General features: G+C 31.2%; 21 protein-coding genes and 4 pseudogenes. 1 reads left to right on the top strand and 24 read right to left on the bottom strand.

Going from position 1 to position 20,839, the window contains the following annotated elements; translation table 11 throughout:
- Positions 1–23: 23 nt before the first annotated feature.
- The 5 genes from ureA to AGR56_RS20750 all read right to left on the bottom strand — a co-directional run bounded on the left by ureA (position 24) and on the right by AGR56_RS20750 (position 3,071).
- Positions 24–326 (bottom strand): urease subunit gamma, encoded by a 303-nt coding sequence (gene ureA, locus AGR56_RS07050; RefSeq protein WP_053241672.1) that lies wholly within the window; start codon positions 324–326, stop codon positions 24–26.
- Positions 327–673: 347 nt separating this feature from the next.
- Positions 674–1,057: an OsmC family protein gene (locus AGR56_RS07045; RefSeq protein ID WP_053241671.1), complete on the bottom strand. Its 384-nt coding sequence runs from the start codon at positions 1,055–1,057 to the stop codon at positions 674–676.
- Between the two features lie 433 nt (positions 1,058–1,490).
- Positions 1,491–2,111, bottom strand: coding sequence for a manganese efflux pump (locus AGR56_RS07040; protein ID WP_053241670.1), 621 nt, complete (start codon positions 2,109–2,111; stop codon positions 1,491–1,493).
- Positions 2,112–2,377: 266 nt separating this feature from the next.
- On the bottom strand, positions 2,378–2,791 hold the full coding sequence (locus AGR56_RS19420; RefSeq protein WP_053241669.1) for a YjgB family protein: 414 nt from the start codon (positions 2,789–2,791) through the stop codon (positions 2,378–2,380).
- A complete protein-coding gene (locus tag AGR56_RS20750; protein WP_053241668.1) occupies positions 2,757–3,071 on the bottom strand; it encodes a hypothetical protein in 315 nt (104 codons plus the stop codon). Before AGR56_RS20750 ends, AGR56_RS19420 begins: the two co-directional genes overlap by 35 nt.
- Before the next feature lie 445 nt (positions 3,072–3,516).
- On the opposite strand from AGR56_RS20750, the gene AGR56_RS07025 reads away from it, so the two are divergent.
- Positions 3,517–3,780, top strand: coding sequence for a glutaredoxin (locus AGR56_RS07025; protein ID WP_053241667.1), 264 nt, complete (start codon positions 3,517–3,519; stop codon positions 3,778–3,780).
- Positions 3,781–3,903: 123 nt separating this feature from the next.
- On the opposite strand, the gene AGR56_RS07020 is transcribed toward AGR56_RS07025, so the two are convergent.
- The 19 genes and pseudogenes from AGR56_RS07020 to ilvB form a co-directional block, all read right to left on the bottom strand.
- Positions 3,904–4,473 (bottom strand): YjgB family protein, encoded by a 570-nt coding sequence (locus AGR56_RS07020; RefSeq protein WP_084756901.1) that lies wholly within the window; start codon positions 4,471–4,473, stop codon positions 3,904–3,906.
- 221 nt (positions 4,474–4,694) lie between these two features.
- Positions 4,695–5,414, bottom strand: a complete 720-nt coding sequence (locus AGR56_RS07015) for an alpha/beta hydrolase-fold protein (protein WP_053241665.1) — start codon at positions 5,412–5,414, stop codon at positions 4,695–4,697.
- Positions 5,415–5,444: 30 nt separating this feature from the next.
- The gene (locus AGR56_RS20145; RefSeq protein WP_157055698.1) at positions 5,445–5,618 is read right to left on the bottom strand and encodes a hypothetical protein; all 174 of its coding nucleotides are present in this window, start codon (positions 5,616–5,618) and stop codon (positions 5,445–5,447) included.
- 13 nt (positions 5,619–5,631) lie between these two features.
- Positions 5,632–5,814: a hypothetical protein gene (locus AGR56_RS07010; RefSeq protein WP_053241664.1), complete on the bottom strand. Its 183-nt coding sequence runs from the start codon at positions 5,812–5,814 to the stop codon at positions 5,632–5,634.
- Positions 5,815–5,887: 73 nt separating this feature from the next.
- Positions 5,888–6,124, bottom strand: coding sequence for an HAD hydrolase-like protein (locus AGR56_RS07005; RefSeq protein WP_053241663.1), 237 nt, complete (start codon positions 6,122–6,124; stop codon positions 5,888–5,890).
- Positions 6,087–6,602 (bottom strand): HAD hydrolase-like protein, encoded by a 516-nt coding sequence (locus AGR56_RS07000; RefSeq protein WP_053241662.1) that lies wholly within the window; start codon positions 6,600–6,602, stop codon positions 6,087–6,089. Before AGR56_RS07000 ends, AGR56_RS07005 begins: the two co-directional genes overlap by 38 nt.
- 345 nt (positions 6,603–6,947) lie before the next feature.
- Positions 6,948–7,155, bottom strand: a pseudogene (locus tag AGR56_RS19415) (PC4/YdbC family ssDNA-binding protein).
- Positions 7,156–7,233: 78 nt separating this feature from the next.
- Positions 7,234–7,863, bottom strand: a complete 630-nt coding sequence (locus tag AGR56_RS21565; RefSeq protein WP_053241661.1) for an ATP-binding protein — start codon at positions 7,861–7,863, stop codon at positions 7,234–7,236.
- A gap of 17 nt (positions 7,864–7,880) precedes the next feature.
- On the bottom strand, positions 7,881–9,581 hold the full coding sequence (locus AGR56_RS06990; RefSeq protein WP_053241660.1) for a PAS domain-containing protein: 1,701 nt from the start codon (positions 9,579–9,581) through the stop codon (positions 7,881–7,883).
- 190 nt (positions 9,582–9,771) lie between these two features.
- Positions 9,772–10,095: a hypothetical protein gene (locus AGR56_RS06985; protein WP_053241659.1), complete on the bottom strand. Its 324-nt coding sequence runs from the start codon at positions 10,093–10,095 to the stop codon at positions 9,772–9,774.
- Between the two features lie 464 nt (positions 10,096–10,559).
- Positions 10,560–11,555 carry a LacI family DNA-binding transcriptional regulator gene (locus AGR56_RS06980; protein WP_053241658.1) on the bottom strand — a complete coding sequence of 332 codons (996 nt, stop codon included), beginning with the start codon at positions 11,553–11,555 and terminating at the stop codon, positions 10,560–10,562.
- Positions 11,556–11,631: 76 nt separating this feature from the next.
- Positions 11,632–12,492, bottom strand: coding sequence for a ribose ABC transporter substrate-binding protein RbsB (gene rbsB, locus AGR56_RS06975; RefSeq protein ID WP_053241657.1), 861 nt, complete (start codon positions 12,490–12,492; stop codon positions 11,632–11,634).
- A 76-nt stretch (positions 12,493–12,568) separates the two neighbouring features.
- Positions 12,569–13,497 (bottom strand): annotated as a pseudogene (locus tag AGR56_RS06970) (ribose ABC transporter permease).
- A gap of 14 nt (positions 13,498–13,511) precedes the next feature.
- The gene (locus AGR56_RS06965) at positions 13,512–15,017 is read right to left on the bottom strand and encodes a sugar ABC transporter ATP-binding protein (protein WP_053241656.1); all 1,506 of its coding nucleotides are present in this window, start codon (positions 15,015–15,017) and stop codon (positions 13,512–13,514) included.
- Positions 15,018–15,029: 12 nt separating this feature from the next.
- Positions 15,030–15,425: a D-ribose pyranase gene (gene rbsD / locus AGR56_RS06960; RefSeq protein WP_053241655.1), complete on the bottom strand. Its 396-nt coding sequence runs from the start codon at positions 15,423–15,425 to the stop codon at positions 15,030–15,032.
- Between the two features lie 111 nt (positions 15,426–15,536).
- A pseudogene (rbsK, locus tag AGR56_RS06955) lies at positions 15,537–16,465 on the bottom strand (ribokinase).
- Positions 16,466–17,083: 618 nt separating this feature from the next.
- A complete protein-coding gene (locus AGR56_RS06950; RefSeq protein WP_053241653.1) occupies positions 17,084–18,259 on the bottom strand; it encodes a phosphopentomutase in 1,176 nt (391 codons plus the stop codon).
- Positions 18,260–18,664: 405 nt separating this feature from the next.
- Positions 18,665–18,955 carry an acetolactate synthase small subunit gene (ilvN, locus tag AGR56_RS06945; protein ID WP_053241652.1) on the bottom strand — a complete coding sequence of 97 codons (291 nt, stop codon included), beginning with the start codon at positions 18,953–18,955 and terminating at the stop codon, positions 18,665–18,667.
- Positions 18,948–20,612: pseudogene (gene ilvB / locus AGR56_RS06940) on the bottom strand (biosynthetic-type acetolactate synthase large subunit). The gene ilvN and the pseudogene ilvB overlap by 8 nt, the downstream one beginning before the upstream one ends.
- Positions 20,613–20,839 lie beyond the last annotated feature (227 nt).

Raw genomic sequence — 20,839 nt, 5'->3', positions numbered from 1 at the left:
AAATGGCGATTTACTAATTAAATTTACTTAATTGGATTATGTACTGTAACAAGCTTAGTGCCATCTTTAAAGGTTGCTTCTATTTGAACTTCTGAAACCATGCTAGCTACACCTTCCATAACATCTTCCTCTGTTAAAATTTTAGTACCATACTGCATAAGCTCACTTACACTTTTTCCATCTCTTGCCGCTTCCATTAATTCCGAGCTTATAAGTGCTATAGCTTCTGGATAATTTAATTTAAGGCCTCTAGCCTTTCTTTGCTTGGCCAATTCCGCAGCATAATGAAGCATTAATTTTTCCATTTCTTTAGGTGTTAGATGCATACATTAACACGTTCCTTTCTTCTATATATAGCTATGTTTAAAACAATTAATTATTTTAAGCATAGTCTTACATATTTATTCAAATCATATATATAAATAAAAGTTAAGCTGGCGTGTAGATAAACCATTTCAACTACCAAAATTAATTTGTATCAAAATGCCCATAAAACGGCATTTTAATACAAATTAATTTTGAAGTTTCAAGCATTTTATCTTTAAAACCATCTTAACTTCAAACGCAAAACTCGAAATAGCATAAAATTATATCGAATATTTATACATTTCATCAAAATCAACTGCTATTTTTTATTAATCTAATATTATAATTTGATTCTATCATTATTTTGTCAAAAGTCAATAGCCTGAAATTCTATTTGTCTAGATAAGGTTTTTCTCACAGGACAATTTTTAACTATATCTAATATGTGCTGCTTTGCTTCATCAGAAATATCACCTAAAATGTCAACTGAATAAAGAAATTTAGTTTTATTTTCATCACTTTTATCTAAATCTATTTTAACAATTACTTTTTCATATTTTATATTTTTTCGATCCAGCACCATTCTAGTCGTAATATTAAGACACGAGGCAAAACCAGCACATAGCAAATCATGTGGTGCTAAATATTGCCCTGTTCCACCTCCTTTTTCTGTTACATCGGAAAAAACAAATGCATTTCCATTTGAAATTTCAGTGCAGTAATTTTCATTTTTACTCTCAGAAACTATCATTACTTCCTCCTTATCAATTAGTACGACATCAACCTTTTTCTTCCTCAATTTTTTTATTGGTCTTATATTTTGTGTAAGCTCTAATGTTCCTATTGCTCTTCGTTATTACCCTTTACAGCAAAATAACTAATATAAACGTGTAACTCACCCATTTTAATTCAAGTTTCTTAATATTATTATTAATTAAATTTTTTCCCATATTCTCTACTATTAATCGATTGGTTCATATATACTACTCCTTTCATAAATAGTATTTGTATTATTTTTTATTCTATTAACTTAGGATAAAATAATTTTATGTTATGATAAAATTTCTCATATAAAAATACATCTAAATTAAAGATGGATTTCATCCCGCCTCAATTTAGATGCATTTCTAATTAAATTCATTAAATATAGTAAGAGAATATATGACTTACTATAAAAATGTGTCTTAAAACAATACCTGGTATAATGCAACTAATAATAGTACAACACCTGGTATTATAGATATTTTTCCATTAATCTTTTTTGAAAACCCTTTGAGTGCTAAAAAATTACCACTCAAAAGCGCAACTACTTCTGCAACTTCCAATAAGCATACAGTTAAGATAATTGGGAAACCTGCTACAGCTAAACCTAAAGCCTGAGCAAAGTCATCAACTCCTAATCCAACTCCAACCAAATACGCTTCCAAAAAATTAGCTGTTTTCAAATTACTTGAATAGATGTGTTCAGTTTTAATTAATTCAGCCGGAGTACTTCTTTCTTTCCACCCATCGTATATCATTTTACATCCTACTGCACCTAATATAATTGCACTTAACCAATCAGTTACATAATCTGGCATAGAAGTAAAAATAAATTTACCTATTAGCATTATGCCATAGGTAGATGTTGCAGATCCCAACACCATTATCATTAGTGATTTAAAAGGTAGGCGTGTTTTAAAAAGACCATAAGCTACACCAACTGAAAAATCATCAGCGCTTAGTGTTAAAGCTAAACCAAGGATTGCAAAAAACGTTATTAAAAATTGCACAATCCCCAAAAATAACACCTTCTCCTCATCCATATATTTCCCACTTTACATCTTTTGTTTGTATATACTATGAAACTTGCAGGAGAGTGTGCTATTTAATTTTGATATTATATGTTGGAACTTAGAATTGCAACTTACAATTTGCATAGTTTTCTATAACGACATACAAATCCATTTATTTAAGCATCATAACGACGCATTTAAATGAGTAGCAAATTATAAACGAGCAATTCTTAGTTTCCATTAGTGACATAAATTTTTATCAACATTCTTTTAAAACGCAGCCTTACTAAAATATATCACCATTGTCTTCCTGAATCATTTGCCATAGAATTTACAGTAGCTGCTGGATATAAAACAGAATAGTGACGCATAAAAGGATTTGGTACATTTTTTGTAGGTTTCGGAAATACAAACAAGATTTTGAATTCCTTACTTACAACATAGCCTATTATTTCCTCTCCATTAGCTAGCACCTTATGCTCAGGAACTCCAAATTTTTCTTTTACCATGGAAAGTGATATTTTATTTAACTTACTATCGAGTGATCTAACTTCAAACACCTGTGCTCCTTTATTGGAACCAAAAATCACACTATGCTTTAAATAAGTTGAATACATCCCTTTAGCACTTGTTACCCAATTTGAACTATCTGCCTTCCCCCATTTTTCTTCTACACTATAAACATTTTGTGGTTTTAACAGGGTACTCACAATTAATGATTTTTCCTTGCACAGCAAATTTTTTAATGCTCTCAAGGAGCTCATTTTGTAAAGCATTATTTTGATTTTTTTGTTTTTCACTACTTTCAGAAACATTATTCTTAAGAGCATAGTTTGAAGAAGATCCGTTAGAATTTACCTTATTAGCCTGATTTTTGTCCTTATTTACAGAATTATTAGAAGTTTTATTCTGACTTGAACAGCCTACAATAAAAAGCAGTGATAAAGCAATTGAAAACTTTACAATTGTTTTTCTATTAAATAATCTCATGATATTTCCCTCCTAAAATTACATTAATATATATTACACCTTTAATTTATTTTTAACCATTATTGTACCAAATAGAAAATATTTTTAACCGTTTTGTAACTTTTGTTTTTCATATAAAATATTTACTTAGTATTCAAAAATATATAATAAGATTATAAATGTAAAAAAGAACTCTAATGTATTATCAATTATATTATCCTAAGACGGATTTTGTTATTTGTCCTACTGAAACACAAGGTGTAAACAGAGAAAACTGGTCTAAACCAGATTAGTGTATTGATAAAGTAATGGGAGAATTAATGGGATGCGGTCATCAATTTAAAGATATGTTTAAAAATTCTAAATCTCTAATAAATTTATATTGAAAAATATAATTTTTATCTTATGATTAAGTTGTAATATATATCTTATAATAATTATTATGCTTATATAGGTGGTGAATAATATGAAACCTGTAACAATGTTCATAACCAGCTGGTGTCCATACTGCAAGCAAGCTATGTCAATTATGGATTCATTAAAAAGTAAAAATCCTAAATATCAAGATATTGATGTTAAAATAATTGATGAAGAACTTGAACCAGAGATTTCAAAAAAATATGATTACTACTATGTGCCTACATATTATGTAGATGACATAAAAGTTCACGAAGGAGTACCTTCAAAGGATATAGTAAAAAAAGTATTTGAAAAAGCTCTTGAAAATTAAAAAATAAAAAGTGGATTAAAAACAATCCGCTTTTTATTTTTTGACAAAGTTATTTTATTAACCAAAGTATTGCACTTTCAAATCTCTTAGGTATTTCTGTAACTTATTTATAATAATTTCTTACTACCACTGTCTTCCTGGATCATTTGCCATAGAATTAACTGTACCTGCTGGATATAAAACAGAATAGCTACGCATTAAAGGATCTGGCGTATTTTTTGTAGGCTCAGGAAATACAAATAAAAGCTTATAATCCTTCCCAATAGTGTAACCTATAGTTTCTTCTCCACCAGCTTTTACATCATGCTGAGAAGTTCCATAAATAGACTTTACCATGGAGAGTGAGATTTTTCTTAGCTTTGAATCAAGTGACCTAGCCTCAAAAATTTGACCGCCTTTATTTGATCCAAAAATAACATTACGCTTTGAATAAGTTGAGTACAATCCCTTAGCACTTGATATCCAAGCTGACTTATCAGCTTTACCCCATTTTTTTTCAACAGTACTGATGTTTGTATCCTTAACAGGGTATTCAGAATTAATTATTTTTCCTTGAGCAGAAAGTGTTCTAATATCTCCAAGAACTGCATTTTGAGCAGCATTTTTTTGCTGCTTTTGATTAGTTTTATTTATGTAAGACTTGTTAGACATATTGTTGATATCGGTTTTGATTTTCCTTGACTCATTATTCATAGATGATTTTTGAGTATTGGTGCAGCTACTAAGAAGATTAAAGAAAAAACACTTGCAGCCTTTACAACTAATTTTCTATTTAATACAGACATGATAACATATCCTCCCAACATAATAAATTATATTTTTAATTATTTTATAATCTAGTGTGCCCAATACTTTAAGCATTATTCTAAAATAAATGCTGCATCAAATAGTTTTAAACAAATCCATCTTATAATTTAATTCATTAGCCATAGTAAAGCCTTTTCAAATCTCTTAGGTATATCCATAAAATGCCCACCATTATTCAACTCAAAAGTTAAATTTTCTTTAACCGAAAGCTGACTTTTAAGTATGTGAAAAGCCCTTCGAGTGCAATCTCCAACCTTAGCCATGCGCTGATTTCGGCTTTTTTCCTCTGCCTTTCCAAGAGACATATACACCTTTGCTTTATTACTTACAGGTCTATTAGCTTCCATAAATTCTATAAAGCCGTCATACCACATTGAAGTTGAAATGCTTCCGATTTTTCCAAAAGATGAAGTTTTATAAAGTGTATATAATGCAGCCAGACCTGCTAAAGAATAACCTACAATTACAGTGCTATGCGGTTCTGGCTTTGTTCTATAGTTTTCATCTATAAAAGGTTTCACCTCATAAATAAGCTTATACAAATAATTATCCGCTTCTCCTTTAAAAGCTTCTGCTTTCTTTGTCAAGGCAGGAGCTGGCCATGGAGTATAATCACTGTTCCAATTGTGGGATTCAATACCTACAAGTATAAATGGCTGACAATCGTGCTTAAAATGAAGTTCTATTTTATTCATGATTTCGCTTATGTCTTTCTCCCCATTTACATACACTACAGGATATTTTTCATCAGAAACATTATATTGCTCTGGAAGATATATTTCACAATTAAAGCTGCTTATTTCAATTTTTTGTATAGTTCCGTTCATGTTTTTACTCCTTATTTAACAACACAATAGTCATTTTAAATCAAGTATACCATGTATAAACGATGGCAACAAAATTTTATATAACCCGCTATAAGCACCACTATAATAAACAAATCCATCTTTCTCACAAGTTTCTCCACCATTAGATATATTCCCATTTGTATTTCCTTTTTCTTCTACATCATTCTTTATAGAAAAATCCATTTAGCTTGTTCACTTATTTTTTTCCATTTACACTATGTACGCCATTTCCAACCATAAGCTCATACTTTGCTCCAGCTTCAGGTGCTCCTACTACAACTGATTTATTATCGCTGCCCAAATTTACAGATACATTCACTTTGTTTCCCCTACTGCCAGTTACAACTATTGCATTTTTAGTTAAATCATCAAAAGCCACATACTTATGTAAAATAAAAATGCTATCAAACTAGAATTTGGTATTAGTAATTTTAATCTTCCAGCTTATTTATCTATATTATATTTAGCAATTCATTCAATTCTTTTATCTCAAATTTAGGTTGTATTTTAAGCTTATTAATTTTACCTTTAGAATTAAACCAGCAAGTGTCAATTCCGTATTCATTTCCACCAAATACATCAGTTATAAGGGAATCTCCAACAATTATTATTTCAGATAAATTCGATATTCCTGCTCTTTTTATTGAATAATCAAAAAAATTTTTTACCTGGTTTAGTACAACCTGCATCTTCAGATATTAAAATATCAGTTATATATGGTTCTATTTTAGAATTTACAATTCTTAATTTTTGAATGTGTGAAAGACCATTAGTAACTATAAAAATTTTATATTTTAAACTTAACTGTTTGCAAATGTCTTCAGCATTTTCAACAAGAAAACTGCACTGTGAAAATGAATCAAGATATTTTTCACTTAGCAGATCTTCAGAAATATTAATGCCAAGTAATTCTTTCAAGTTTTTAAATCTTTCCACAGAATACTTATAATATAAATCATGATAATTTATCTGCACATACTCATCTAATGGCTCGTCCAATTTAAATACATGCCATAATTTATCACATATATCGCTAAATTTTTCCAAAATGCATTTATTATAGTTAAAATTAATATTCTCAAAGGTTCTGCTTAAAGCAAACTTTTCAGCTTTTTCGTAATCTAAAATTGTATCATCTGCATCAAATAATATATACTTATATGCCACGTTTTAAACTCCTCTTTTCAACTTTATCTTTTTTAATAAATAATTTATTAAATTAAATAATCAAGGTTTTATATAAGCATATTCTTCTCTTTGCTTTTTAACAAGTTCTAAAACACCAAATAAATCGCTCCTCTATTTTATCTCCATTTCATTATCAGAAAGATATTTATCACATTTTTGCAATAATATCGTATTTCTATCTCTTCACTGCATTCTTTATGGTGCAGTGTTCTATTGCAGTTTTTCAAATATTGGTTTCTTTTCCCTTATATCAACATATAATTTCTTTTCTCTTTGATGAAATTCCTAGTACAAACAAAATTGTATTTTTAAAAAGAGAATTATTTATTCTATACTAAGTTCATCAATATCAATTTCATTTAAAATGTCCTTTAATCGCTTCAATTCTGCTTTACTAAGGGTAATCCCTTTACCCATCTTAGTTATGAGCCTCATCCCAATTTCTCACATCAAGCTTTGTTTTTCTGCCATTCCAACTTATAATATTTATTTCTCTTTTCCATACTTTGCTCCCCTCAGATAGAACTCCGATATTTTTTAGTACACAACAAAAAACTTTTTACTAATTTTAAAGTTCCAAGTTATTCATCTATTGAAAACGATAATCCTATTATAAATAAATATCAGAAAACTCCACTGTAGTAACTTGCACAAGTCTATTGTCCAATAAATCTGCCGTTGAACATATATCATCTTCTTTTAAAACCGTTTCATCAGGAAGAAGAATAGTAAATGTACTTCCTTCTCCTTCTTTACTTTTAACTGATATACTGCCATCTAGTACGTCAACAAGTTTTTTAACTAGAGATAGACCTATACCTGTACCTTCTGCCTGCCTTGATAAGGAACTGTCAACTTGCCCAAATCTCTCAAATATAACATCGACTTTATCTTTCGGTATACCAATTCCATTATCCTTAACTTCAATACATATGTTATCTTTTACAATACATAGTTTTACAACTATAATCTTACCTGTAGGAGTGAACTTAATTGCATTTGAGAGAAGATTTAATAGTATTCTTTCATATTTTTCATCATCCATTGCAATTATTTTGCTTTTAATGGAAGTCTTAAAGAATACTGTAACTCCCTTTTGAGATGAATATGTTTGCACAGATTCTACAATTGAATTTGTTAAAAACACCATATCTATATTTCTTTTGTGAATTTTAATTCTACCTGCGTCTGCACGAGTAATATCCAGAAGATTATTTACCAATCTCAGCTGACGAAACATATTTTGCCTTATTATATTTATATATTTTTTGCCTTATCGGATAGTTCATTACCACAAAGACAGTTTAAAGCTTGTATTGCTGTATTGATTACATTAAGTGGAGTTTTAAACTCATGTGATATTACCGATAAAAATTCATCCTTCATCTCAATTGCTTTTTCTAGAGCTTCACTTTTTTCTTTTTCAGACCGTATTATTGCCTTTTGATGATACTCTATAGCTTTATCCTTCAATATTTGCTGAGTTATATCTCTAATAGATAAAATAGCCTCTCTTACTATATCATTATCGCTTTTAACAGCACTTCCATTAACGCTTGCATAAATTTTTTTATCTGGACGATCTATTGTTAATATATAATTTTGAAAACTGCCTTTATTTAAAACTCTAAATGCAGGCAAATCCTCGCGTGGAATTTCATCACCATCAATTCCATAGTAGTATTTATTATATTTTAAGCAGTCACCAGCATTAATTTTTGCAACTGGATTATAAAAGAATTCCTTTGCCGACTGGTTCAAAAATGCGATTTTCGTTTTATCGTTTACAAGTTCTAAACCATCTGACATGCTATCAACTATTGCATTAAGTTCTTTATATTGATGCTTAATTTTCTGATCTTGTAAAACCCTTGTTGTAATATCCTGTATTAACATTATACCTGCACTGAAATTTCCTTCATTATCAAGTATTGGCTTTGCATTAACACACAAATATCTTTTATTAGGATCATAAATTATAATCATTTCATCCTTTATGGATTCACCCTTTGTTAACCTTGCAATATGGGTACTATCAAAATCGATTTTATTTCCTATTAAGTCATATAGTTTAACTCTCTCTAAATATTCTTTAGAATTACTAAATTCAAATGATAAATATTTCTTTTTTAAAGCCTTGTTTAACTTTAAACAATTTCTGTCTTTATCTACAATATATATTTCTTCCGAAATGTTATCAATAATTGCTTCTAACTGCTTGTTCTGTTGATTGATAATTTTTGCTTGTTCCTCAATTTTTCTTGTACGCAAAACCTCTTCTGTTATTTCTGTAGCCATTACAAAACAATATTTTATTTTATTATCCTCATAAATAGGAATCATTGAAAGCTTCCAGTAGGTATCGCCTCTATTAAAGCCTTCATATTTATACATATCAATGTTATACGACTTTCCAGTTTTAATTATGGTTCTCCAGATGTCTTTACATTTACTTTCTGTAAGACCTGTTACAAATTCGTATGCATGCTTTCCAATGCAATTTTCTCTTTTATTATACGGTTCATCAAAAAAGCTCATATATTTATCATTAGCATTAAGAAGTGTCGTATCTGGAATACTATACATACTGGTTCCATAATAATCATCTAAACATAATTTATTAGCCAGCGGGAATTTAATATCAAACCTGGAATTAGGCTTCTCTAAAAAAAAGTATATGCTTTCTTTTAAAATACTAATTACCTGTATATTGACAAACCTGACCTCTAAAGATTTGGTAAACAAAAAATAGTCGACAGTATCATCTATATTTTTATAGCTGACATCTGGACCGACTCTTAAAATTTTAAATACATCCGAAATATCCTTATTTATAAAATCTTCTATTTTAAACTGCGTCATATCAACAAAAGACTTACTAAGTTCAATAATTTTACCATCACTTACAATAATAAAAGGAATTTCCTTAACGTCTCTTAAGGAAGTTACTCTGTCCATAAGTATGCCCTCCAATTCTGTAATGAATTAATCTTCCTAAAATCATACTATATAATTATAACATATTATTCCATAGTTTTATATATTTTTTATTTATTTCAATTTTTTCATTAAGCCTTATATTTTTTCTATTATTTTAATACACTATAGATTTCGGCCACTAGGCTATACTTAAAGATCTCCTTTAGTATCATTTGGTGATTTCTTTAATTATATCAGTTTCAATAGTTTTAGCTACAAAATCAACAATTTCCTTTATTTGAGTTTTTGACAAATGATCTCCATATTTATTATCTAGCTTATCTAGTAAATCTACAATTTTGTTCTCTGCAAAATCCTCTGGATGCAGTTCAGCCAACTGCATTAAGAATTTTTTACATTCATTATATTTTTCATCGCCTATCTTACCCTTAACTAAGTTCAATTCAATTCTTACTTTTGTGACCACCACCGGTACCATAAGCCCTATAATAAAACCCAAGCCACCGTAAATGTAATTAACATAATCCTCCATCCTTTATATAACCTCTCTTAAAATTTCTAAATAACACAAAAAAGCTGCTTACTATATTTTATAAGCAACTTCATGTAATAGTTCCGTATTTATAAAGATAAACAAGCTGAAAGGTTGAATTTGCTAATACCAAATTGATCCTACTAAACTGGAATTTAACTCAGAGTACAAAGTACAGAGGACAGAGTACAGTGAAGGATGATTTTTCTCCGCTGTCGCTACAAAAAATCTTAAACTTAATGCACGCAAAGCGCTTAAAATATAGTGCTCAGCGTAGCTGACACGCACTATATTTTAAGCGCTTTGCGTGCATTAAGTTTAAGATTTTTTGTAGCGACAGCGGAGAAAAATCATCCTTCACTGTACTCTGTCCTCTGTACTTTATACTCTGAGTTAAATTCCAGTTTAACAGGATGAATTTGGCATTAGTCATTTTAACCTTTCAAGTTATCTATCTATACACATCATGCTGTTCCTCTTATTATTAATTTAGATTTAAAGCTTATTTTTTTCTCCTTCACTTCCCCGTTAATTATCTGTATAAGCAATCTAAAAGCTTCCTTACCCATATCATATATTGGCTGTCTTATAGTAGTAAGTTCAGGCTCTACATATTCACAAAAGGATATGTCATCATAGCCTACAACTGATATATCTTTTGGAACCTTAAGCTTTTTCCTCTTTAAGACTTTTATCCCTCCAAGTGCCATTACATCACTACAATATATAATAGCATCTATTTTATCATTTAATTCAAGCAATTTTTCTGTTGAATTTACTCCACCTTCTACAGAATAGTTACCTTCACATACCAAATTTTCATTATACATTTTCAGGTTTTCCGTTATTTCTCTATAAGCTTGAAGTCTTAATTTAGATGTCTCAAGTGACATTGAACCCGTTATAAGTGCTATATTTTTTCTGTTCTTTTTATGCAAGTACTCTACTGCTTCATATATACCTTCTCTGTTTGAGCAAAATACACCACTATAACCTTTAGATGGCTCTACATATCTATCTACTAACACAACTGGTATACCATTATCTCTAAGAATCTCAAGGCTTTTTTGACTATTTCCACCTGAAATAAAAATACTTCCCGATACCAACTTACTCACCAAAAGCTTAGAGTACTTTTCTTCCTTAAAAGAGTTGCTATCAGAATTGCATAGCATAACATTGTAATTCATTTTTCCAGCTGTATCCTCAATGGCTCTAGCAATTTCCGAGAAAAATGGATTTACTATATCCGGAAGAATCAATCCTATAGTATCTGTTTTATTTGTAATTAGGCTTCTAGCAATACTATTTGGAATATAATTTAATTCCTTTGAAATTCTTAGTATATTCTCTCTAGTTCCACTGCTAACATTAATAGGTTTATCATTTAGAACTAATGATACTGTCGCCTTTGATACACCAGCCTTTTGTGCTATATCCGATATGGTTATCTTTTTCATTCAATATCACATCCTGCTTAGAATATTTGCTATTAATATTTTACCAATCTAAAATAAATTAATCTACTACTTTATTTTACTTCTGAAATAGCTCAATGTTTACAGGGACAAAAGCTTTTATATTCTTGCCTTTTATTACCTTAATAGCACTATCCACTGCTGTTTCTCCTTCAACTACTGGCTGCTGCGCAATAGTTGCAGTCATATCATCAGATTTTACTGCTTGTTTTCCATCAAGGGTTCCATCAAAACCTATCACTATTGCATGCTTATTAGCTGTTTTTAAAGCTTTGACAGCTCCTAATGCCATTTCATCATTTTGTGCAAACACAGCATCAAAATCCGGTTTTGCCTGTATTATATTTTCCATAACCGATAAACCTTGCTGTCTATCAAAATTTGCTGTTTGACTTGAAACCACATTAACCTTTGGATTACCATCAACAACACTATGGAAGCCTTTCCCTCTATCTCTTGATGCAGATGCTCCTGGTGTTCCTTGAAGTTCTACCACCTTTATAATTTTTTTATTCTTTAATTTATTTAATATAAACTTAGCTGCCTCTTGTCCACCCTTAACATTATCTGAAGCTATAAAGCTAACTACTTTACCACCATTAGCTTGCCTGTCAACTGTCAAAATTGGGACTTTGTTTTTGTTGACTACTTTAATTGAATTTGATACAGCATCACTATCCGTTGGATTTATAATTATTGCAGAAACTCCTGATTCCACTAAATCTTCAACATTAGACCTTTCTTTTCCTGGATCATTTTGGGAATTAAGAACAATTAAATCATAGCCCATTTTCTTTGCTTCTTTTTCCGCACCATCCTTCATTGAAACAAAGAACGGATTATCTAAAGTTGATATAACCATACCTATCTTATTTTTATTATTTTCAGTGCCACAACCTGATAATATTCCAACAATCATGGTTAAAATGACCGTAATCGCTAATAACTTTTTTTTTCATACTCGCACCTCCAAATTTGTATAATAGCTATAACTTTTACTTTGATTTCTTATCAGCAAGAACTGCAAGAAGTATTACAGCACCCTTAACTATTTGTTGATAGAATGGAGATACATTTATTAGATTTAAACCGTTATTTAGAACTCCTATTATAAGAGCACCTATTATAGTTCCTATTATGCTTCCTTCGCCGCCTACTAAGCTTGTCCCTCCTATTACAACAGAAGCTATTGCATCAAGTTCAAAACCAGTTCCAGCATTAGGTGAAGCTGAACCTATCCTACTTGTTGCTATAATCCACTTAGCCCAGCAGCAGCACCACAAACAACGTATGCAGCAGTTTTAATTTTATTTGTGTTTATTCCAGAAAGTCTTGCTGAATCCTCATTTCCACCTAAAGCATATATATATCTTCCAAATCTAGTTTTAGTTAAAAAATAATACGCGATGATTAAAACTATTATAGTTATTATGACTGGAAGTGGTATTATCCCTATCATTTTATTTCCTATAGAATTATAAGAATCTGGAAGAGAAGATATTGGGTTCCCATTTGTATAAACATAAGTTACACCTCTAAAAATAGTCATTACTGCAAGAGTGGCTACAAAAGCTTGTATCTTTCCTTTGGATATTACGAATCCATTAATAAATCCAACTAAAATACCAATTATTATTGGAAGCACTATAGCTAAAAATATACTTCCTGTTGATTTTATAGTTACAGCAGAAACTGCACCACATATTGCAAGTATTGAGCCAACAGAAAGATCAATTCCCCCTGTCAATATAACAAAAGTCATACCTATAGCTATGATAGCGTTTACAGCAACTTGATTCAATACATTAGTTATATTACTTAAAGTTAGAAACCTTGGAGTTATTATTGATATTAAAATGCAAAGTACAACTAAAGCTAATATAGATTTATTTTTTAATAATTTACTTTTCAAACTTGTATTCATAATTTTTCACTCCTTTAATCATTAAGACCTACAGCTAATTTCATAATTGATTCTTGATTTGCTGCTTCCCTTTTTAACTCTCCAGCCAAATGTCCTTCATGCATAACTATTATTCTATCGCTTATTCCAAGAATTTCAGAAAGATCCGATGAAATCATTATTACTGCCTTGCCCATTGACTTTAATTCATTTAGTAATTCATATATTTCTTTCTTTGCTCCTACGTCTATTCCCCTTGTTGGCTCATCTATTATAAACACTTTAGGTGATAATAAAAGCCACTTTGCAATAATAACCTTCTGCTGATTACCTCCACTTAAATTTTTAATTATTTGCTTTGCATTTGGAGTTTTTATAGAAAGTTTCTTTATATAATCCTCTATATCTTTCTTCTCCGCTGATGTATTAATGCTCTTAAAAGAATTTTCATAACCTTTAACATTTGCAAGCGTCATGTTTTCTGCAACGGATAAACCAAGTACTAATCCTTCCTTTTTCCTATCTTCCGGCAAATAACATATTCCACTTTGTATAGCATCCTTAATGCAATTTATCTTTACCTCACTGTCATCTACAAATATACTCCCATTTGACTTTTTATACTCACCAAATATAGTCTTAGCAAGTTCAGTCCTGCCGGAACCCATAAGTCCTGAGACTCCTAATATCTCTCCTGCTCTAACCTTAAAGGATACATTTTCTATTTTTCCTTTGCAGCTTAAATCTTTAACCTCCAACATCGTATTTCCTTTATCTATCTTTTTATATGGAAATTGATCTTCTATTTTTCTTCCAACCATCATAGTTATAAGTTTATCGTTATCAACATCTTCTACCCGGCACTGCCCAACAAACTTTCCATCTCTTAGCACTGTAATTCTGTCACATATCTCGAATATTTCTTCCATTCTGTGTGAAATATATATAACAGCAAAATTTCTCGATTTTAAATTCTTTATAACTTCAAACAGCTTTTTTGTTTCTACATCAGTTAACGCCGTAGTTGGCTCATCCATTATTATTACACTAGTATTTTTAGTAAGTGCCTTTGCAATTTCTACCATCTGCATTTCCCCTACACTTATCTCGCTAACCAAAACATTAGGATCTATTTTACAACCAACCTGATCTAAAAACATTTTTGCTCTTCCATCTTCTAATTTCTTATTAATAGAGCCCGTTACTTTGTTAACCTTTTCATTCCCGAGAAATATATTTTCTGCAACCGTCAAATTAGAAAGTACACTTAATTCTTGGTGAATGATTGTTATTCCTAATTTTTCCGATTCCTTTATGCCATTTATGTTTACTTCCTTTCCGGATATTTCTATCTTTCCTTTGTCTTTTGTATAAACGCCGCTTAATATTTTCATCAAAGTAGACTTGCCAGCACCATTCTCACCAAGAAGAGCCATAACCTCTCCAACATAAACCGTTAAATTTACATCTTCTAAAGCTTTTACTCCTGGAAACGACTTTGATATACCAGTCATTTTTAATAGTGGCTTTTTTTCCTCCATTTTAATCACTCCTTAAAAAAACACTCCAGATTTTAATATTATATTAGAGAATGGAGTTTGCTCTCCTGTTCTAATAACTGCTCTGCAAGCTTTAAGTCTGCTTTTAAGTTCTTCATGAGATATAAAATTAATTTTTACATCTCCAACAGCTTCTAAAATTTTATCATAAACTTCTTTGCTTTCTTCCACTGTTTCCTTAGCTATAAAAACTTCTTCAATTTGAAGTTCTATTAAAACAGCTTTAAGCGTTTCAATAAATCCTGGTACATTCTTTATAAGAGCTAAATCTATTCTTCTCGTTTCTTCTGGAATAGGAAGACCACAATCTCCTATTGCAATGGTATCTGTATGTCCCATTTTAGATATAACTTCCGATATATTACTATTTAGTATTCCGATCTTTTTCATGACCAATCTTCCTCTCTAAAGATAAACCACCTTGAAACTTAAAATTTATTTGTAACAAAATGCCGTCTTCTGGGCATTTTGGTGCACATGAATTTCAATAGTTGAAGCGGTTTATATATATTTATAAATCTCATTTACTTCCTTCAAATATGGAATAGATGGCTGTGCTCCTTTTTTCTGAACTGCTATAGAAGATACCTTGCTTCCAAACTTAACAGCTTCCTTTAGGTTTTCAAAAGAAATTTTTTCTGAATCTATTTTTGATACTACCGCACCCAAAAAGCTATCCCCTGCAGCTGTAGTATCAATAGCTTTAACCTTATATGCTGGTATAAGTTCTGCATTTTCTTTTGTAACAATTATCGCTCCATTTTCACCAAGAGTTGTTATAACAGCTTTAACTCCTTTATCTAAAAAGAACTTTGAAGCTTCTTTAGCACTACTAACATCTTTAACCTCTATCCCTGTAAGCTTATATGCTTCTGTTTCATTAGGTACTATAATATCTGTATTTTCTATAAGCTCATCACTTAAAGTTTTAGCTGGTGATGGATTAAGTACTGTCATTTTGTTATATTTTTTAGCCATCTTAAAAGCTTCAGCAGCTGCATCCATTGGTGTTTCTAATTGAGTCACTAAAATGTCGCTGTCTCTAATTGCCTCCTGTGCTTCTAATATCTCAGATTTTGATATATTCATATTTGATCCTGGTACAACAATTATTGAATTATTACCATCTTTATTTACAGTTATGATTGCCATTCCTGTTGATTCATTATAATCTTTTAAAACATATTTTGTACTTATATTGTCAGCTTCGAGCCCCTTTAATAAAGCATTTCCGTTTTCATCTTTTCCTACCTTTGCTATCATATAAACTTCTGCGCCACTTCTTTTAGCTGCTATTGCTTGATTTGCACCTTTTCCACCTGGAATCTTTTTTACATTATTGCATAGTATTGTTTCTCCAACCCTTGGCATAGAATCCACTGCCACTACCATGTCCATATTCATACTTCCAAAAAACAAAGCTTATTCATTTTCTCACCTCTATCAATATTTCTAATTTGGTAAAGCGGTTTACTAACTCTGTAATTTAATAATAGTTTATTTGCTTTATTTTTGCAATACCAAGTGTAAACATTTAACTTCAATAATAAACCGTTTTACCAATGTAATGTATTATTTAAATTGAAATGCTCTTTCAAACTCAATATTTTAGTTTTCCTTATAAATGCACATTAAATTACATCTGAATAAAGAAAGAATGTCAAAAAATAGTAGCCCCCACTCGCAATTGGATGCTACTATTTTTTAATCTGATAATCTTTTGATAGAGAATTCCATTTTATACTGTTTCATTCCATTGATTCTGTAATTTATTTTCTTCCATCCACATCACTGCATCTAATAATATCTCCTCAATCACTAAGGTATCATGTTCTTCTGCCTGTTTTATCATAGATTATCCTCCCTAAATTACTATTTGTCTATTACTCAATTTTGTTCCTTATTTTATTAGAACATATTTATAAATATACTATTACTTATGATACGGTATTTCAGCTTATAAAAACGTCCTTAGACAAGTCATATCAACGTCTAAGACTAAAAGTCTTACTTACTTATGGTACAGTTCTCCGTAAATAATCCCAAACCTAGTCACTAATTTCACTTAAAAAGCTTTCCCCATTATCAACTTTTTCCGTACCTAAAATTTCTGCCACCGTCTGTCCTATGTCCGAGAAAGTTTTCCTTGTGCCCAAATTTACATTCTTCTTAATCTCTTTTCCATAAGCTATAAACGGTACATACTCTCTTGTGTGATCTGTTCCATGCGCCGTAGGGTCGCAGCCATGATCAGCAGTAATAAATAAAACATCATCATCGTTCATATTACTCATTATTTCTAGAAGCCTTGCATCAAAGTCCTCAAGTCCCTTTCCATAAGCTTTAACATCTCTTCTGTGTCCCCACTTCATATCAAAATCAACAAGATTAGTGTATATCAAGCCCTTTTTATCGGTTTTCATGTATTCTATAGTCTTATCTACTCCATCCATGTTATCCTTTGTATGAACTGCTTCTGTAATACCCTTTCCTTCAAATATGTCTTCTATTTTGCCAACTGCCATTACACTTTTTCCAGACTTTTTTATTTTATCAAGTACTGTATCATAAGGAGGTTCAAGTGAAAAATCCCTTCTGTTTGGTGTTCTAGTAAATCCGCCCTTCTTTTCTCCAACAAAAGGTCTTGCTATAACCCTTGCTACAGCATGTTTTCCTGTTAATATTTTTCTTGCTTTTCTGCATATATCATAGAGCTCTTCTGGTGGAACAACAGCTTCATTAGCAGCTATCTGAAAAACACTGTCTCCAGAGGTATATACTATAAGCTTCCCTGTTTTTATGTGTTCCTCTCCAAGTTCATCCAAAATAACTGTTCCAGAAGCTGGCTTGTTGCCTATGATTTTTCTACCTACTGCCTTTTCAAAAGCATCAACTATCTCAGCTGGAAATCCATTTGGATAGGTTGGAAAGGGAGTTTTTGAAATTATTCCGGTCATTTCCCAGTGACCAGTAGTAGTATCTTTTCCTACTGAAGCCTCTGCAAATCTTCCATAAGCGCCAAGAGGTTCGCTGCATTTTTCTATACCTTCCATGGTATCTATATCTCCAAGCCCAAGCTTAACTAAATTAGGTATGTTTATTCCTCCAAGGCTTTTAGAAATGTGCCCAAGGGTATTTGAGCCCGCATCTCCGTACTTATCAGCATCATACATTTCTCCCATTCCCACACTATCAAGTACAATCCATATAACCCTGTTTATCATAATATCGAGGTTGCTGCAATAAAAATTGTTATATCATAACTTAATCAATGCACAATTCACAGTTCACAATGCACAATGAAGGATGATTTATCTTCCTCTCGTCAGATAAATCTAAAATTATATAAAAACACAATGTGATGTTCGGCTAGCTAAACGAACGCTATAAAGTATTATTTCAAAATGGCATCAGCAATAAGTTTTAGATTTTCTGTAGCAAAGCGGAAGAAAATCATCCTTCATTATGAACTGTGCATTGTGAATTAATTTAATTGACATTCTCTATAAATTTGTTATTAAACAATTATTAGTACAGCCTCCTCTTTCCACCTCTTTTCTAAAATTACGTGTATAAATCAAATTATTACATTCTAAAGATTTCATGTAATTCCCATATACCCCATTATATCATTTTTTCATCAGCTTCTGAATATCATCAAAAACATGTGCGTTGTAATCACCATGAACAGTCACCTTACATATATCATAAAGCTTTTCGAGCTGCTTTACTATTTGTTCTAGTTTATCATCATTCTTTACGAGCAAGTACATGCAGCTTTCTTCTCCAGTACCTATTCTTGAACAAAGAATTCCTTCAAGGTTAAAGGCACGTCTTGCAAAAAGACCTGTTATATGTGACATTACTCCTGGATGATTTACTACTACAAGTTCTATTATTACATTTTCAACACTATTCATGCATATTACCTCCCAACATTGTGCTATTACTTCCTCCTGGTGGCACCATAGGCAATACATTTTCAAAAGGATATATAGGAGCATTTATAAGACATGGTCCTTGTTTTGCAAATGCTTCACTTAAAACCTTATCATCATTTAAATTATAGCCTTTAACACCAAAACCGTTTGCTATTGCTGCAAAATCATGCCCCATAGGAAAATCACTTGCAATATAGTTTTTATCATAAAAAAAGCTCCTGCTGCTGTCTTACAAGCCCTAAGTGGGAATTATTCATAACAACTATAGTTACATTGAGGTTAAGTTCTGCAAGTGTCGCTAATTCTTGAATATTCATTAAAAATGATCCATCACCACTTATGCATACAACTTTTTTATTTGGATTAGCAAGTGCTGCTCCAATAGCTGCTGGAAGACCAAAGCCCATAGTTCCAAGTCCACCCGAGGTAATGAAGGTTCTTGGCTTTCTAAATTTATAATACTGTGCTACCCACATTTGATGCTGCCCTACGTCCGTTGTTATTATAGTATCTTCATCAAGTAAATTATTTATAGCCTCCACTAAATTTATGGGATGAGACAAACTTTTATCCTCATGAGGTTTATAAACAGGATACTTCTTTTTAAGCCCATTTATGCGACTAATCCAGTTTAATCTTTCATCTTCCTTTACTCTAGGTATTAGTTCTCTTAGAACCTCATTTATATCTCCTGCAATGGAATAGTCGCTTTTTCTAAGCTTATCTATTTCTGCTGGATCAATATCAACATGAATAAAGGCTGCATTAGGACAAAACTTATCTATGTTACCAGTAGCCCTATCATCTAATCTTATTCCAAACCCTAAAATAAGATCTGCCTCTTCCATTATTAAATTTGTATATGCAGCTCCATGCATGCCAAACATACCCAAGTATAAAGGATTCTCTGCATCCAAGATTCCAAGTCCCATTAAGGTTGCTGCAACTGGTATATTATTTTTATAGGCAACTTCCTTTACTAAATCCTCAGAATTAGAATTTATTATCCCCCGCCTATGCACATTACAGGTTTTTTAGCATCGTTAATCATTTTTGCTATCTTTTCAATTTCCAAGACCTTCAAACAGCTTTTCTTTGAATAATTATTCAAATCTTCTGAAATTTCCAATTCTATTTCTTCCATTTGCACATCCTTAGGTATATCTACTACTACAGGACCAGGTCTTCCTTCCTTAGCTATTTTAAAGGCTTCTGGTATAACCTTCTTTAATTCCTTCGCTGACCTTACAAGAAAATTATGCTTTGTTATTGGAAGCGTAAGTCCATAGGTATCAACCTCTTGAAAAGCATCTGTTCCTATATCCTTATACGGAACTTGACCAGTTATTGCAACGATAGGTATTGAGTCAAGTTTAGCATCTGCAATAGCCGTAATAAGATTTGTAACTCCCGGTCCTGAAGTTGCAAAGCAAACTGTTGCCTCTCCTGTTGTTCTTGCAATACCATGGCATATAAAACCAGCCCCTTGTTCATGTCTTGCTAAAATGTGTTTTATCCTACTCTTATGAAGCTCATTATATATTGGCAAATTAGATCCGCCTGGAATTCCCGCAACAAGTTTTATTCCCTCTTTTTCAAGAAGTTTTATTGTAATTTCAGCCCCACTGCATTTCATGAATAACACCCCTTTTATAAATTATATTAATAACTACCTTTAAGCTTTTTACTAGTTAAAAATTATTTTTCTCCAATTAACTCTTTTTCGGAGTAGAGAGTAAAGAGTATAGAATAGAGTGAATGTTAATTTTCTGCTGAAGCCGAAAGAAAGATAAATCAACCATAACTCTACTCTCTGCTCTAACATTTATAAAATTACCTGCAATACTTCATACCTGTTCTCTA

It is taken from the genome of Clostridium sp. DMHC 10 (genome assembly GCF_001270375.1).
In the GTDB taxonomy this organism is placed as follows: domain Bacteria; phylum Bacillota; class Clostridia; order Clostridiales; family Clostridiaceae; genus Clostridium_S; species Clostridium_S guangxiense.
Note: the sequence above shows the minus strand (reverse complement) of the source record. Positions and strands in the feature narration are given on the sequence as shown.

Excerpts from the sequence above, each read along its gene's own strand:
- ureA (WP_053241672.1), bottom strand. The coding sequence starts at position 326 with ATGCATCTAACACCTAAAGAAATGGAAAAATTAATGCTTCATTATGCT.
- AGR56_RS07045 (WP_053241671.1), bottom strand. The coding sequence starts at position 1,057 with ATGATAGTTTCTGAGAGTAAAAATGAAAATTACTGCACTGAAATTTCA.
- AGR56_RS07040 (WP_053241670.1), bottom strand. The coding sequence starts at position 2,111 with ATGGATGAGGAGAAGGTGTTATTTTTGGGGATTGTGCAATTTTTAATA.
- AGR56_RS20750 (WP_053241668.1), bottom strand. The coding sequence starts at position 3,071 with ATGAGATTATTTAATAGAAAAACAATTGTAAAGTTTTCAATTGCTTTA.
- AGR56_RS07025 (WP_053241667.1), top strand. The coding sequence starts at position 3,517 with ATGAAACCTGTAACAATGTTCATAACCAGCTGGTGTCCATACTGCAAG.
- AGR56_RS07020 (WP_084756901.1), bottom strand. The coding sequence starts at position 4,473 with ATGAATAATGAGTCAAGGAAAATCAAAACCGATATCAACAATATGTCT.
- AGR56_RS07015 (WP_053241665.1), bottom strand. The coding sequence starts at position 5,414 with ATGAACGGAACTATACAAAAAATTGAAATAAGCAGCTTTAATTGTGAA.
- AGR56_RS20145 (WP_157055698.1), bottom strand. The coding sequence starts at position 5,618 with ATGGATTTTTCTATAAAGAATGATGTAGAAGAAAAAGGAAATACAAAT.
- AGR56_RS07005 (WP_053241663.1), bottom strand. The coding sequence starts at position 6,124 with ATGCAGGTTGTACTAAACCAGGTAAAAAATTTTTTTGATTATTCAATA.
- AGR56_RS21565 (WP_053241661.1), bottom strand. The coding sequence starts at position 7,863 with ATGTTTCGTCAGCTGAGATTGGTAAATAATCTTCTGGATATTACTCGT.
- AGR56_RS06990 (WP_053241660.1), bottom strand. The coding sequence starts at position 9,581 with ATGGACAGAGTAACTTCCTTAAGAGACGTTAAGGAAATTCCTTTTATT.
- AGR56_RS06985 (WP_053241659.1), bottom strand. The coding sequence starts at position 10,095 with ATGGAGGATTATGTTAATTACATTTACGGTGGCTTGGGTTTTATTATA.
- AGR56_RS06980 (WP_053241658.1), bottom strand. The coding sequence starts at position 11,555 with ATGAAAAAGATAACCATATCGGATATAGCACAAAAGGCTGGTGTATCA.
- rbsB (WP_053241657.1), bottom strand. The coding sequence starts at position 12,492 with ATGATTGTTGGAATATTATCAGGTTGTGGCACTGAAAATAATAAAAAT.
- AGR56_RS06965 (WP_053241656.1), bottom strand. The coding sequence starts at position 15,017 with ATGGAGGAAAAAAAGCCACTATTAAAAATGACTGGTATATCAAAGTCG.
- rbsD (WP_053241655.1), bottom strand. The coding sequence starts at position 15,425 with ATGAAAAAGATCGGAATACTAAATAGTAATATATCGGAAGTTATATCT.
- AGR56_RS06950 (WP_053241653.1), bottom strand. The coding sequence starts at position 18,259 with ATGATAAACAGGGTTATATGGATTGTACTTGATAGTGTGGGAATGGGA.
- ilvN (WP_053241652.1), bottom strand. The coding sequence starts at position 18,955 with ATGAATAGTGTTGAAAATGTAATAATAGAACTTGTAGTAGTAAATCAT.